The sequence below is a fragment of the Ideonella sp. sgz306126 genome (genome assembly GCF_056032705.1).
Genome location: NZ_JBVYWP010000001.1, coordinates 807,342 through 820,541, shown reverse-complemented (window position 1 = coordinate 820,541; position 13,200 = coordinate 807,342). Strand labels below are relative to the sequence as shown.

The 13,200-nt window shown below is 65.7% G+C and carries 16 protein-coding genes; 3 read left to right on the top strand and 13 right to left on the bottom strand.

Annotated elements, in window-relative coordinates:
- Positions 1–30: 30 nt before the first annotated feature.
- The 10 genes from AC0N04_RS03785 to AC0N04_RS03740 all read right to left on the bottom strand — a co-directional run bounded on the left by AC0N04_RS03785 (position 31) and on the right by AC0N04_RS03740 (position 8,222).
- A complete protein-coding gene (locus tag AC0N04_RS03785) occupies positions 31–324 on the bottom strand; it encodes a ferredoxin family protein (RefSeq protein ID WP_474278766.1) in 294 nt (97 codons plus the stop codon).
- A gap of 109 nt (positions 325–433) precedes the next feature.
- Positions 434–1,744 (bottom strand): FAD-dependent monooxygenase, encoded by a 1,311-nt coding sequence (locus tag AC0N04_RS03780; protein ID WP_474278764.1) that lies wholly within the window; start codon positions 1,742–1,744, stop codon positions 434–436.
- An 89-nt stretch (positions 1,745–1,833) separates the two neighbouring features.
- Positions 1,834–2,958: an electron transfer flavoprotein subunit alpha/FixB family protein gene (locus tag AC0N04_RS03775; protein ID WP_474278760.1), complete on the bottom strand. Its 1,125-nt coding sequence runs from the start codon at positions 2,956–2,958 to the stop codon at positions 1,834–1,836.
- 39 nt (positions 2,959–2,997) lie between these two features.
- Positions 2,998–3,849, bottom strand: coding sequence for an electron transfer flavoprotein subunit beta/FixA family protein (locus AC0N04_RS03770; protein ID WP_474278758.1), 852 nt, complete (start codon positions 3,847–3,849; stop codon positions 2,998–3,000).
- A gap of 44 nt (positions 3,850–3,893) precedes the next feature.
- Complete coding sequence (gene nifW / locus AC0N04_RS03765) at positions 3,894–4,232, bottom strand: nitrogenase stabilizing/protective protein NifW (protein ID WP_474278756.1); 339 nt, start codon at positions 4,230–4,232, stop codon at positions 3,894–3,896.
- A gap of 37 nt (positions 4,233–4,269) precedes the next feature.
- Positions 4,270–5,430 carry a homocitrate synthase gene (nifV, locus tag AC0N04_RS03760; protein WP_474278754.1) on the bottom strand — a complete coding sequence of 387 codons (1,161 nt, stop codon included), beginning with the start codon at positions 5,428–5,430 and terminating at the stop codon, positions 4,270–4,272.
- A 380-nt stretch (positions 5,431–5,810) separates the two neighbouring features.
- Positions 5,811–6,302, bottom strand: coding sequence for a ubiquitination-like system serine protease family protein (locus AC0N04_RS03755; protein WP_474278752.1), 492 nt, complete (start codon positions 6,300–6,302; stop codon positions 5,811–5,813).
- Positions 6,299–7,522, bottom strand: coding sequence for a ThiF family adenylyltransferase (locus AC0N04_RS03750; RefSeq protein WP_474278750.1), 1,224 nt, complete (start codon positions 7,520–7,522; stop codon positions 6,299–6,301). Before AC0N04_RS03750 ends, AC0N04_RS03755 begins: the two co-directional genes overlap by 4 nt.
- Positions 7,497–7,766, bottom strand: coding sequence for a multiubiquitin domain-containing protein (locus AC0N04_RS03745; protein ID WP_474278748.1), 270 nt, complete (start codon positions 7,764–7,766; stop codon positions 7,497–7,499). Before AC0N04_RS03745 ends, AC0N04_RS03750 begins: the two co-directional genes overlap by 26 nt.
- 222 nt (positions 7,767–7,988) lie before the next feature.
- Positions 7,989–8,222 carry a DUF2188 domain-containing protein gene (locus AC0N04_RS03740; RefSeq protein ID WP_474279060.1) on the bottom strand — a complete coding sequence of 78 codons (234 nt, stop codon included), beginning with the start codon at positions 8,220–8,222 and terminating at the stop codon, positions 7,989–7,991.
- Between the two features lie 116 nt (positions 8,223–8,338).
- Here AC0N04_RS03740 and AC0N04_RS03735 point away from each other — a divergent pair, with 116 nt between their 5' ends.
- The 3 genes from AC0N04_RS03735 to AC0N04_RS03725 are packed head-to-tail and all read left to right on the top strand — an operon-like array spanning position 8,339 to position 10,547.
- Positions 8,339–9,403: an ImmA/IrrE family metallo-endopeptidase gene (locus AC0N04_RS03735; RefSeq protein WP_474278746.1), complete on the top strand. Its 1,065-nt coding sequence runs from the start codon at positions 8,339–8,341 to the stop codon at positions 9,401–9,403.
- Between the two features lie 3 nt (positions 9,404–9,406).
- Positions 9,407–9,895 (top strand): PIN domain-containing protein, encoded by a 489-nt coding sequence (locus tag AC0N04_RS03730; protein ID WP_474278744.1) that lies wholly within the window; start codon positions 9,407–9,409, stop codon positions 9,893–9,895.
- Positions 9,896–9,923: 28 nt separating this feature from the next.
- Positions 9,924–10,547 (top strand): hypothetical protein, encoded by a 624-nt coding sequence (locus AC0N04_RS03725; RefSeq protein ID WP_474278742.1) that lies wholly within the window; start codon positions 9,924–9,926, stop codon positions 10,545–10,547.
- A 464-nt stretch (positions 10,548–11,011) separates the two neighbouring features.
- Here AC0N04_RS03725 and AC0N04_RS03720 read toward each other — a convergent pair whose 3' ends face one another.
- From AC0N04_RS03720 to modB, 3 genes are read right to left on the bottom strand one after another with little or no spacing between them, the layout of a single operon-like run.
- Positions 11,012–11,377, bottom strand: coding sequence for a hypothetical protein (locus tag AC0N04_RS03720; protein WP_474278740.1), 366 nt, complete (start codon positions 11,375–11,377; stop codon positions 11,012–11,014).
- 5 nt (positions 11,378–11,382) lie between these two features.
- Positions 11,383–12,477, bottom strand: coding sequence for a molybdenum ABC transporter ATP-binding protein (modC, locus tag AC0N04_RS03715; RefSeq protein ID WP_474278738.1), 1,095 nt, complete (start codon positions 12,475–12,477; stop codon positions 11,383–11,385).
- Positions 12,474–13,160: a molybdate ABC transporter permease subunit gene (gene modB, locus AC0N04_RS03710; protein ID WP_474278736.1), complete on the bottom strand. Its 687-nt coding sequence runs from the start codon at positions 13,158–13,160 to the stop codon at positions 12,474–12,476. Before modB ends, modC begins: the two co-directional genes overlap by 4 nt.
- Between the last annotated feature and the right edge of the window lie 40 nt (positions 13,161–13,200).

The following is a 13,200-nucleotide window of genomic DNA, read 5'->3' as shown; positions in this document are numbered from 1 at the left end:
CGGTGCGCAGGCGCCGGTTCATGTCCAGCCTCACCCAAACTTGAACAGGATGCCGTGCCCGCCGCGCGGATATTCCCAGGCCACGTTCAGGTGCTCGTTGCAGATCACCCGGCAGCTGCCGCACTCCAGGCACCCGTCGGTGATCAGCATGACCGAGCGGTTGCCCTCGGCCTTGTAGCAGCCGGCCGGGCAGATGTAGGTGCAGGCCTGCGACGCGCAGTCGTTGGCGCAGATGGCCACGTCCTTGATCTGGATGTGCGGGCGGCCATGGTCGACCTTGTAGCGGTTCTGGAACAGCTTTTCTTCCACATTCACCGGAGACATGTCGGCCCCTTGTCTGATGAGGACATCAGCCGAATCCCCGAGGGGATGCGGCCTGGCTTGGGAGCGGCCCGGCGCTCAGGCCGCTGCGATCGATGGGCGTGAGTAGCTTTCACCTGGATGCCCTCCAGAGTTTGAATGCATCGCCCACCAGGCCGGTGAGGCTGCGTGCACGGCGGAAGCTGCCCATGATCTGCTTCTCCTTGGTGCCCTTGTCCACGCCGTCCACGGTGAAGAAGGTCTTGGCGGCCTGGTTCACCAGCTCGGGGTAGGCGGTGAAGAACTGCGGGTTGCCGTGCAGCACGTCGGGCAGCTTGCGGTACTTCTTCAAGTCCTTCATCACGAAGGAGTCGTCCATGCGGTCCCTGTAGGCCTTGAGGTTCTTGAGCGTGGGCTCCTGCCCCGCGGCCTTGAGCGCGATGACGGTCTCGCCGGCCAGGCGGCCGCTGGTCATGGCCAGGTTGCTGCCCTCGCGGTGCACCGCGTTCACGAAGCCGCCCGAATCGCCGACGATCAGCCAGCCATGGCCGTAGATGCGGGGCACGGCGTTGAAGCCGCCCTCGGGGATCAGGTGGGCGCAGTACTCCTTCATCTCGCCGCCCTCGATCATGGGCGCGATGCTGGGGTGCTTCTTGAGCTTTTCCAGCAGCTCGTAGGGCTTGGTGCGCAGCGGGTTGGCCTTGAAGTCGGACAACATGCAGCCCACGCCGATGGTGAGCGAGTCCTTGTTGGTGTAGAGGAAGCCGGTACCCACCATGCCCTCGGTCACCTTGCCCATCAGCTCGATGACCACGCCTTCTTCTTCCTTGACGTTGAAACGCTGCTGGATGACTTCTTCGGGCAGGAAGAGGATCTCCTTCACCGCCAGCGCCACGTTGCCCGCCTGCAGCTCGCCGTGGAAACCGGCCTTGCGCGCCAGCGTGCTGTTGACGCCGTCGGCCAGCACCACCACGTCGGCATACACCTCGCCGCCCAGGCGGTCGCAGCGCACACCGATCACGCGCTCGCCGTCGAGCAGCAGCTCTTCCACCGTGGTCTCGCAGATCAGCAGCGCGCCGGCTTCGCGCACCTTGGCGCTGAACCACTTGTCGAACTGCGCCCGGATGATGGTGTAGCGGTTGTAGGGCGGCTTGTTGTAGGTGTCGCTGCGGTAATGCGTGCCGACGAAACTTTCGTCGTCCATCACCCACACCCGCTGCTCGATGATGTGGCGCTCCAGCGGTGCGTCGTCGCGAAAGTCCGGGATGATCTTCTCCAGCGCGTCGCTGTAGAGGATGGCGCCCTGCACGTTCTTGCTGCCGGGGTACTCGCCCCGCTCGATCTGCAGCACCTTCAGGCCGGCCTTGGCCAGGGTGTAGGCGGCGGCATTGCCCGAGGGGCCCGCGCCCACCACGATCGCATCAAACTTTTCCTTGCTCCCCATGGGGTGCTCCTCAGGTCGTTGCGCCCGGCCGATCCAAGCAACGACGCTCCCCTCGGGGGGCGGTCGCCGCAGGCGGCCTCGGGTCAGGTTTAAGCCACTTTGCGGATCTGCTTGCCCAGACGGGTTCGGAAGGCTTCGGTGAGTGCGGGCAGCACCTGCAGGGCGTTGCCTACGATGCCGTGGTGGGCGAAATCGAAGATCGGCGCATTGGCGTCGGTGTTGATCGCCACGATGATGTCGCTCGCCTCCATGCCCACGCGGTGCTGGATGGCGCCCGACACGCCGGCGGCGATGTAGAGCTTGGGTCGCACCGTCTTGCCGGTCTGGCCCACCTGGCGCTCGGCTTCGCACCAGCCGGCCTGCGTCACCGCTCGGGTGGCGCCCACCTCGGCGCCCAGCACGCGAGCCAGGTCCCACACCAGGCGGAAGTTGTCGGCGTTCTTCAGGCCCTTGCCGCCGGTGACGATGATGTCGGCATAGGCCAGGTTCACCGTGTTGCGGTTGCCGTCGGGAATGAACTCGAGCAGCTTGGTGACGATGTCGGTCTCGATCATGCCGAGCGCCATCGTGACGATGTCGCCGGTGCGGCGTTCGTCACGCACCGGCATGGGCGCGGTGCGCGGGCGCATCGTGGCCATCTGCGGCCGGTAGGCCAGCGTCATGATCGTGCACAGCAGGCTGCCGCCGAAGGTGGGCCGCGTGGCGGCCAGCGCGCGGCCGTCGATGTTCAGTTCGGTGCAGTCGGCCGTCAGGCCCGTGCCCAGCGTGGTGGCCACGCTGCCGGCCAGGTCGCGCCCCATGGCGGTGGCGCCCAGCAGCAAGATCTCGGGCTGGTGCTTGTTCACCAGGTCGGTCAGGCCCTTGGTGTAGGGCTCGTTGCGGTAGCCCTGCAGCGCCGGGTCGCGCATGAGATAGCAGTGGTCGGCGCCGCAGATGCAGGCCTCCTTGGCGAAGTCCTCCAGCCGGTCGGCCGGGCCGCCCAGCAGCACGCCGCTCACGTCCACGCCCAGCTTGTCGGCCAGCTTGCGGGCCTCGCCCATCAGCTCCCAGCTCACGCTGTGCACCTGGCCGCGGTCGTGCTCGATGAAGACCCATACGCCCTTGTAGGTCTTGAGGTGTTCGGGCAGTTCGGTGCTGCGGCCGGAGCGGCCGGCGGTCTTGGCGGCGCCGGCCGCCGCAGCGGCGGCCATTGCGGGCTTGTCGGGTTCGGCCATGGTGGGTCTGCTCCTGTTCGGGGTGCGGGCTGGAAGGGGTCAGGCGCTCAGGCGTTCGACGGTTTCTTCTTCCAGCGTCGGGTGCGTGGTGAAGATCTTCTGCAGCAGGTTCAGGCACACGTCGCTGATGCTGGTGCCGTCGCCCACTTCCTGCATCTCGGCGCGCTGGCTGCGTGCCTTGGGCGCGAACACCTTGCTGACGATGGTGGGGCTGCCCTTCAGGCCGATCTTGGTGATGTCCTCGATGCCAGCGTCGTCCTTGTTCCACTTGCGCACCTGGCAGCGGCCGGCGCGCAGCATGTCGTCCATGGTCGCGAATCGCATCTCGTTGGTGCCTTCCAGCATGGTGATCAGGCTGGGCAGCGTGGTCTTCAGGCGCTGCACGCCGCCTTCGGCACGGCGCTCTACGGTGATGGTGCGGCCGTCCAGGTCGACCTCGTTGATCTTGCTGACGTAGGTGAGCAGGTTCACCCCCAGGCGCTTGGCGATGCCCGGGCCCACCTGGGCGGTGTCGCCGTCGATGGTCTGCTTGCCGGTGAACACCAGGTCCACCGCCTGCTCCTGGCTGATCTTGCGGATGGCGGCGGTGAGGGCGTAGCTGGTGGCCAGCGTGTCGGCGCCGGCGAAGGCGCGGTCGGTGACCAGCACCGCGTCGGTGGCCCCGAAGCTGATGCACTTGCGCAGCGCGTCCTCGGCCTGCGGCGGGCCCATGCACAGCATGGTGACGCGGCCACCGAATTGGTCCTTCAGCCGCAGGGCTTCCTCCAGCGCAAACAGGTCGTAGGGGTTGACGATGGCCGGCACGCCCTGCCGCATGATGGTGTTGGTGACCGGGTGGACGCGGATCTGCGCCGAATCGGGCACCTGCTTGATGCAGACGACGATGTGCATGGGGTGGGCTCCTGCTCTGCGCCGGGCGCGCGTTCGTGGATGACTCAGGCGGCGCGGCGCTCGGCCAGGCTCTCGCGCAGCTTGCTCACCGAGACGGTCTGCTGGCCGGTGGCGTCCTGGAACACCTTGAACACCTTCTCGGCCACCGCGTTCGAGGTGGTGAAGTCCTGGTAGGCCCGGGCCAGCATCTCGCGGTAACGGCCGAACATGGCCACCTCGTCCAGCCCGGCCAGGCCGTCGGCCTTGTGCAGGTACTGGTAGAAGCGCTTGAGGATGTGCAGGCGGTTCACGTTCACCACCGCTTCGTCATAGGGGATGCCGAAGAACTCCAGGAACTCGTTGGCACTGGACAGGGCCTTCAGCCGGGTGGTGAGATCGCTCATCGCGGGGGTCTCCAGGTAGCGTAGGGGTGTGGGGTGCTCAGGCCGCCAGCAGTGCGTCGGCCGGCTGCAGTGCATCGAGGTAGAAGCGGCGCAGATCGTCCGGCGTGGGTGACTGCTTGGTGGCCAGCACATGGGCGCGGATGCTGTCCAGCAGCACGCGGGCGCCCTCGGTGCTCAACGGCAGGCCCAGTCCCTCGTAGGCGGCCATGACCGCATGCGATCCCGAGTGCTTGCCCAGCACCGTGGTGTGCCGGCGGCCCAGCTCGGCAGGGTCGAATCCCTGGTAGTTGGCGGGATCCTTCAGCAAGCCGTCCACATGGATGCCCGACTCGTGCGTGAACACCGCATCGCCCACGATGCTCTTGCCCTCGGCCACGCGCCGGCCCGAGGCCCGCGCCACCAAGGCCGAGATGCCACCCAGCGCCTGGCTGCGCACGCCGCTGTCCACGCCGTGCAAATGGCGCATGGCCATCACCACTTCCTCCAGCGCGGCGTTGCCGGCGCGCTCGCCCAGGCCGTTCACCGTGGTGCTGGCGTGCGTGGCGCCGGCACACCAGGCAGCCAGTGTGTTGGCCGTGGCCAGGCCCAGGTCGTTGTGAGCGTGGATCTCGATCGCGATGTCCACCTCGCGGCGCAGCGCCGCGATGCGGCGATAGGTGCTGAACGGGTCCAGGATGCCCAGCGTGTCGGCATAGCGCACGCGCACGGCCCCGGCGGCCTGCGCGGCGGCGGCGGCGCGGGCCAGGAAGGCATTGTCGGCGCGCGAGGCATCCTCCAGGCCCACGCTCACCAGCGCGCCGGCATCGGCCGCGAGGTGCACGAAGCGGGTGATCGTGCGCAGCACCCAGGCCCGGTCCTGCTGCAGCTTGCGTTCGATCTGGATGTCGGAGACCGACACCGAGAGATGCACCACATCGGCCTCGCAGCGCAGCGCGTCGGCCAGATCTTCGTCGCGCATGCGGGCCCACACCATGGTGCGGGCGTTCAGTCCCAGGCGGCTGATGCTTCGAATCAACGCCAGTTCGTGCCCGCCCATGGCCGGTACGCCGATCTCCATCTCGGGCACGCCCGCCTCGTCCAGCGCCCGGGCGATGGCCAGCTTCTCGTCATCGGTGAACGCCACGCCCGCGGTCTGCTCGCCGTCGCGCAGCGTGGTGTCGTTGATGGTGAAAGGCCAGGTCGGGTCCGGGGTGTCCATGGTGACGTCCTGCGTTGATGCGGGTGCTCAACGCAAGGGGTGTGCCATGATGTTCGCCGCCGCTAAGGGTCTGATTTCATTGGGGTTCTTGGCCGCAGGCAGGTGCGCCGCAGGGGTGTGGGTTTTGTCGGGTTGTTGACAGCGGGAGGGGCGGGGCCTTCAACCAGGCCATGGCCCGCGCGGTGAAGGTCGCGGGGTTGTGGGCGGCTGCGATGCAGCGTTTGCAGCCATTAGCGCATCCCCCTTCCAACTCACGCTTTCTGCCAAAGAGCGGGCGAGCGAGGTGGTGCCGTGAGCGCTGTCTGTTGCGGCCAACTCGAGCTTGGCGACGATGGCGTTTGCGCTGCGCTGAACTTGTACCGTAGCGTCCCGGAAGACGGTTATGTGTCGTCCCCAAGAAGCCAGCTCAGCAGACGCTTCTTCCGGCGGCGAGCAGGTTGAGCACCTTTCTCGGTGTCCGCCAATGGAGCCGACGCCTGGGAGGCGTCGTCGCGAGCAGGCAAGGCCTCCCTGTCTTTCGCTGCATTGCGCTTGGCGACCATGCGTGCGAGGTCGGCGGCGTCGCGCCTTTGCACGTTCGCAACTTGCCTGGCGGTCATCGGCCCCGCCCACTTCACTCGATTGCGTCGGATGACATAGTGAGAGCGGCATGCGTATTCCCAGTTACCAACTGAGGGCCAGAGCGAGACCAGATCGCCTTCCCGCGTCAACTTCCACTCTGACGGCGACAAAGGCGTCACGACCTCTTCGCCACACCCACAGCAGCATTTGTGGGAGCAAGTCCGGTATCGCTCACTGATGTACAGGACACCTTCCTCCAAATGCTCAGGGATGAACTCGACGAAGCGCGGCCGAATGTCGTTCGCTCTCACTCTGTTGGCTCCTGCCCCTGCTCTCCGCGGGTAAGGGACTGCATGGCGACGGTGTAAGCGGTGTGGTGAGAGCGCGCACCATCCTCGTAGAAGCGGAATAGCTGCTTCCACTTGATGACCGCGAGCTGCGCGTTCAAGGCATTCAGGTCGGCGACCTGAATGTTCTGCCGATATAGCGCGTCGCCGTCATCCAGATCCATCGGCACTGAACGCGCCAGGTGTTCGTTCATCCGAGGCGTCACGGTGGTCACTCGACAAGTCGCGTCAAGCTCAAGCGTTTCGGGATCCATCACGACATCCATTCCGACATCGATGAACGGGATGCCTTGACTTGCCAAGTACTCGCATACCGTCTTCCGCACTTGCCCCCGGTCGACACAAACGAACACGAAGTCGAAGTCCGACAACTCTGTGACGTTGGCGGTATCGAGGTAGTAGGGATGCGGGATGATCCCTCTGCGCATCGGGTCGTAGAGCTCGAAGTAGTAGTCCACCTTCTTCATCCGCTTGCGAAGGGCGTCCTTTGTCGCCGCACCGGGCGCGCGAAAGGCGTTGTGCTGTTTGAACACGTCGCCATCGAAGATGTCCACTTGCCAGACCGGAGTCTTTGCCACCTGGTCGAGAACGTAGGCGCCGGTGCCACCCAGCCCTACGATTGCGACTTTGCGCAATTTCAGCCGCGAGGAGGTCGCCACGATCTCGGCGCGGACGCTGGCCGTGTCCGCGTATCGGAACACGGAGTCTTCCTCACGCGGCTCAACGATTCGTCGGGTGCGCGCGTCCGCGTCACTATCAATAGCCCTCGCCTGGCTTTGAATCACGGCCACGTAGTGCGTGATCTTCTCGTAGTGATTCGGGAAGCCGCCGGACCACTCGTCGGGCTTGTTCGAGAAACGGTGCTGCGCGATGCAACCATCGAAGACGTGAAGCGCCTGTGGGCGCGTGTCCGCGACCAGTTCTGTGAGAGGCCTGCCATCCGCGCGGCACGGGAATCCACCGACCCACCAGACCTGATGATCGTCACCAGGCGCGGTGGGGGGAAGGATGGATCCCGCGTCTTCGACGTACTTGCAGACCAGCGTGCCGAGCTTCACTTCCCGGTTTGCGTCCGTGTAGGGCACGGAGTGCACCAGCAGATGCTGCTGGCGCACCTCCGCTTCGAAGCCCTCGTCGAGAAGCCGCTGCAGCGCGGGGTCAGCTGCGGCTGGTCTTGCGGACACGGAATTCCATCCCGTCGTGAACGGCCGTCTTTTGTCCTGGGGCAAGCGTCCCATCGTGCCCGTGGGGGTTCGAGTAAGCGACCGTGTAGATGATGTCGAACGGCCCCTCGGGGAAGGCAAGGCGGACTACCTCCTCGTAGGAAATGGTTGGGCCTTCGACTTGGCGAGGTTTGCCATTGACGACGATGTCGTGGACTTTGGGATGGGGGCTGGCCGCGTGGGCCGCTTGGTCAATCGTTTCCATCGGATTCTCCGAAAAGTGCAGGTCCAAGCCGGCAGATTCGCCGGCGGGTGGCGCGCACTTGACAGCGGGTAGGTCGCTACGGAGAATCGCGGTCGCCAAACCTGAGCGAGTTGCGTAGCGCTCGTTCTACCCGACAGCCGAGTGCGATTTCGTACTCGGCTGTTTTCTATTGGTGCTTCACGTTCCGCTCCTTCCCATCTGGTTGTGCCGACCGTGTGAGCGTCAAGCCGCATCCTTCGGGGGGCAGGGGTCGTTGCCATAGGAGTCCCTGGCGCGGATGCGCCCGTTTTCTCCATGGACCAGCAGCTCGCCTTGCCCTTGGCGCGCCATCTGGCGGGCGGCTTCGATCGCCTGAGCTTGGGTGTCAAAGACGCCGCTCGCTCGCTGGCCGCCCTCCCTGAGCGCCCCCCACTGGGACCCGCGCTGCACCACATGAACGTTGTTTCGATTACCCATGTCGCCCTCCAAAAGGTTGACGGCGTTGAGTTTACAAATAACAATCCACGAAGTCAATCTGTAAACTGATTGGCGACGACCCAAGGAGGTACATCGATTGAACTGGAGGCACATACATGATCGGCAACCGATTGAAGCGAGCAAGGGAAGCCACGGCCTTCTCCTTGCGGGAGCTGGAAGCAGCGATCAATGGGCTCGTATCGGCGCAAGCCATCGGCAAGTACGAGAGAGACGAGATGATGCCGAGCTCCACGGTCTTGCTGGCGCTTGCCAAGGCTCTGAAGGTACGGCCTGACTATTTGTTGGCCACGCGCGAGATCGAGCTGACGGGCATCGACTTCCGCAAGGCTCCGCATACGGGCGCGAAGGAAGAGCGCGCAGTTGAAGCGGCGGTTCTCGACCGGGTCGAGAGGTACTTGGAGCTTGAGGAGTTGCTTCCGGACTTGGACGCGACGTGGGAAGCACCCGACGAGCCGGAGTTCCAGATTCGCCGGATCGAAGACGCGGAATTGGCGGCGAACAAGCTCCGGGAGCTTTGGAAGCTAGGCGTCGACCCCATCCCGCAGATGGCCGAACTGATGGAGGAAAAGGGCATCAAGATCATCGCCATCGAACTCGCGGAGGAGGTGTCAGGCTCCAAGGCGTTCGTGCAGAGGCCAGGCGCGCCGGGCGTCCCGGTCATCGTCGTCAATGGGAAACACAACGGCATGCGTCAGCGATTCACGCTTGCGCACGAACTGGCTCATCTCGTGCTCAAGTGCGTTGGGCTGAGCGACAAAGAAGAGGAGAAAGCCGCGGACCGTTTCGCCGGTGCCTTCTTGATGGCGAAGGAGATGATGAAGCGGCTCCTCGGCGGGAGCCGAACGTACATTTCACTCGGTGAACTTGCCGAACTCCAAAGGCTGTTCAAAGTGAGCATCGCGTGTCTAGTCGTGCGCTGCTCGCAACTGGAGATCTTGTCGAAGGCCGCGTACGGCAAACTGTGGGGGCACATCCGAGCGCTAGGCTTGAATTCACCTGGCGCCAAGGAACCCAACGAGCTGCCACCGGAACGACCGCAGCGGATGGAGCGGCTCTGCTTGCGCGCCGTTGCCGAGGACGCGTTGTCCGATGCCAAGGCCGCAGAACTGCTGCACATGACGGTCCGCGATCTGAATCGCATCATGGTGCAGGGGGCGTAGTCGATGCCCTTCCTCGTCTCGGACACCTCTGTGCTCATCGATCTCGAGCGCGGCAACCTGTTGGTGCCGGCGTTCGCGAGCGGTCTGAGCATGGTGGTGCCAGACTTGCTATACGAGGATGAACTAGAGAATACGAACGGGCCCTATCTGCGCGCGTTGGGACTGGGGGTCTTGGCGCTGGACCCGCCAGAGTTGCAGCTCGTTCAGACGATCAAACTTCGACGCCCAGTGCTCTCATTGGCTGATTGCTTCGCGCTGGTGCTAGCCCTACGAAAGGACCACGCTCTGGTTACGGGTGACCGTAACCTGAGGAGCGAAGCGGAAAAAGAGAAGACACCCACGTACGGTCTGCTGTGGTTGCTTGATCAGTTGGTAGGACTCGGCGTTGACCACGCCACACTTCACCAAGGATTGACCGGGATCGCGGCGCATGTGAGATGTCGCCTGCCGAAAGACGAGGTGACACTTCGGCTGGAGGCGTGGGGCAAATAGCCGGCTAGGTCATGCTCAAGCCACGGAAATGAAGATACCTGACTACCTCAAGGAAGTCCGGCACGCGGTCGACGTTGCCATTGCCGCGATCCATGGCGAGCAGAGTCGTGTGGACGACCTCCGAAAGGAGCTCGGCGCACTAACCGAGGCCACCGACGATGGCTATCGGCGCGCGGAGTTCTTGGCGATGAATCCGGAACTAGACGACGAAGGCCTCGGAACGGCAATCCATTGGGACACCTACTTCGGGCCTGACAAAGATCGCTATCACAAGAAGGCCGAGGCAGACGAGGCGATTCAGCGCGTTGCGGCGCATGAGTTCGCCGTCGACGCGATGTGCGGATCGCTCCTCCAGTACGCAAAGCAAGGTGTAGCGCTTCATTTCGGCAAGGAAAGGAAGGGTTGCCCCGATGGGCGGTTGATCGCTGGATTGACTCTGCACGAAGTCATCTGGCAGGCACGTAACCAGGCTCTGCACTGGGAAGACGGGTCCTTTCACAAAGCGACTACGGCCTGCTTTGAGCACTTGGCAAAGCATCTCGACCCTGTCTTTGACCAGTACCAGACGAGAAGCATGGCTCATGAGATCGTGCTGCACCTGGGCTGGAAAGCCGCAGATGACTTTTGCCGAGACATGATGCTACTGGCGTGATCTCTTAGCGATTGTCAAGTGGCGGAACGGGGCTCGACCCATTCCAGATACCGAGCCGGCCACCTCCGAGCGGCATGCATCGTCAGGAGCACCACCAGTCCAACTTGGATGGTGGACGTCAGCTGTCGATCGTCAACCCGTCGTTCGGCAGTCGAGTTCGGATGCCTGAGGTCAGTCTCTTGCCGCCATCTACCATCCCCGCGGATCAGCCCCAATCAATGCCGAGGCGCCCTCCACCACCTTGCCTGCAAGCGCCCTGGCGCCGCGAAGCAGGACAGCGGTTTGGTTGCGCTCATCAAAGCGGCCCTTCCTTGGTGGCGCTGTCGGGTGGACGATCGGCACCGCGGTCGGGCCAGAGGCCGAGGGTTCGGAGCTGCGTTGCCCTTGCCCGTGATACCCACCTGGGCCGGGCACGCCGCTGAACGCAAACCGGTTCTGCGCCGGCGCGGCGGGCCCGCGCGCACCTACAGCCGCGGGATCTCGTTCGGCGGCACCACCTCGAAGCCCGAGTCTTCCAGGACGCCGCAGGGTCGGCCGTCGCCCTGCAGACGCTGCACGCGGCGTATCCACGGGCCGGTGAGGGTGCGCCAGGCCTCGAACTCTTCCTCGCGCAGCAGCGTGGCCATGGGTTGGTCATCGTCGTCGAAGGCGGCGTCCCACTGCGCGTATCGGTGACGGTACCAGCACAGCAGGCCCAGCACATCGTAGCCGCGCCACTTGGAGGCCGGCACGCCGTCGTCGTGGTGGGCTTCCACGCGCACGGGCCGGGTCACGTGGGGGTGCAGGTTTTCGGGCAGGCGGGCCTGCCACAGGTCGGAGGCGCGATCCACTTCGGTCAGCTCCCTTCGCTCATCAAGGCCACGCCCTTCACCTGGGCAAACAGCGGGTCGCCGGGCGCCAGGGCCAGCGACTCGGCACTGCGCCGCGTGATGCGGGCCAGCAGCGGAACGCCCGCGTTGTCGGCCCCGTCGGTGCGCAGTTGCAGCAGCGTGGTGGCGTCGGCGGGGTGAAGGTTTTGCAGGATGACGGGCAGCGCGTTCAGCACGCTGGACTGCTGCGGCGCGCAGCGGCTCACGCTCACGTCGCGGGCCAGCACGCGGGCGCGTACCCGCTGGCCCGGCGCCTGGGCCAGCTCGCCCACCCACAGGCCGGTGCCGGCAAAGGCGATGCGGGTGAGGCCGTAGGCGCGGTCGTGCTCGGCCACCTCGGCGTCGATCAGCACGCCGGCCTCGTCCAGGTGGCCCAGCGGCAGGTCGGCGCGGGCCATCAGCTCGGCCACCGGGCCCTGGGCCTGCACGCGGCCCTGCTGCAGCAGTACCAGGTGGTCGGCCAGGCGGGCCACTTCGTCCAGCGCGTGGGTAACGTAGACGATGGGCAGGGCCAGTTCGCGGTGCAGCCGGTCCAGGTAGGGCAGGATCTCGGCCTTGCGCGCGGCGTCCAACGCGGCCAGGGGCTCGTCCATCAGCAGCAGGCGCGGCGCGCTGGCCAGCGCGCGGGCAATGGCCACGCGCTGGCGCTCGCCACCCGAAAGTGTGGTTGGTCGCCTCGACAACAACGGCGCGATGCCCAGCAGCGCGACGATGGCGTCCAACCCCGGGGCCGGTGCGGCGGCATGGCGTTGTCCCCGCGTTTGCCCATACGCCAGGTTCTGCGCCACACTCAGGTGCGGGAACAGGGCGGCCTCCTGGATGACATAACCCAGCGCGCGCTGGTGCGTGGGCACCCAGAGGTGTTTCGCGTCGTCCTGCCACACCTCGGAGCCCAAGCGCACATGGCCCTGCGCGTGCTCCAGCCCGGCCAGCGCGCGCAGCACCGTGGTCTTGCCGCAGCCCGAGGGGCCGAACAGCGCCGTGATGCCACGCTCGGGCAGTTGCAGCGCCACGTTCAGCATGAAGCTGCCGCGCGGCAGGCGCAGGGCGAGATCGATCATGGGGCCGCGGGCCTGTCTTCCCGGGCCGGCTGGTTGGCCAGGTACAGCGCCACCAGCACCACCAAGGCAAACACCACCAGGCCGCCGGCCAGGCGGTGGGCCTGGTCGTACTCGCCCGCTTCCACATGCTCGTAGATGGCCACCGACAGCACGCGCGTGCGGGCGGGGATGTTGCCGCCGATCATCAGCACCACGCCGAACTCGCCCACCGTGTGCGCAAAGCCCAGCACGGCGGCGGTGACGAAACCGGGGCGGGCCAGCGGCAGCGCCACGCTCGCGAAGCGGTCCCAGGGGCCGGCGCGCAGCGTGGCGGCGGCTTCCAGCAGGCGCTGGGGGATGGCTTCGAAGGCCTGCTGCAGCGGCTGCACCACGAAGGGCATGCTGTACAGCACCGAGGCCACCACCAGGCCGGCAAAGCTGAAGGGCAGCCGCCCCAGGCCCAGCGCCTGGGTGACCCGGCCCACCGGCCCTTGCGGGCCCATCAGCAGCAGCAGGTAGAAGCCCAGCACCGAGGGCGGCAGCACGAGCGGCATGGCCACCAGCGAGGCGGCGAAGGGTTTGGCGCGCGAGCGTGTGCGGGCCAGCCACCAGGCCATCGGCGTGCCCACCAGCAACAGCAGCACCGTGACGAGGCCGGCCAACGCGGCGGTGAGCTGCAGTGTGACCCAGGTGGCGTCGGTCATGCGATGCCTCCCGCGTTCCCGCCTGCGCGGGGCTCGCGGG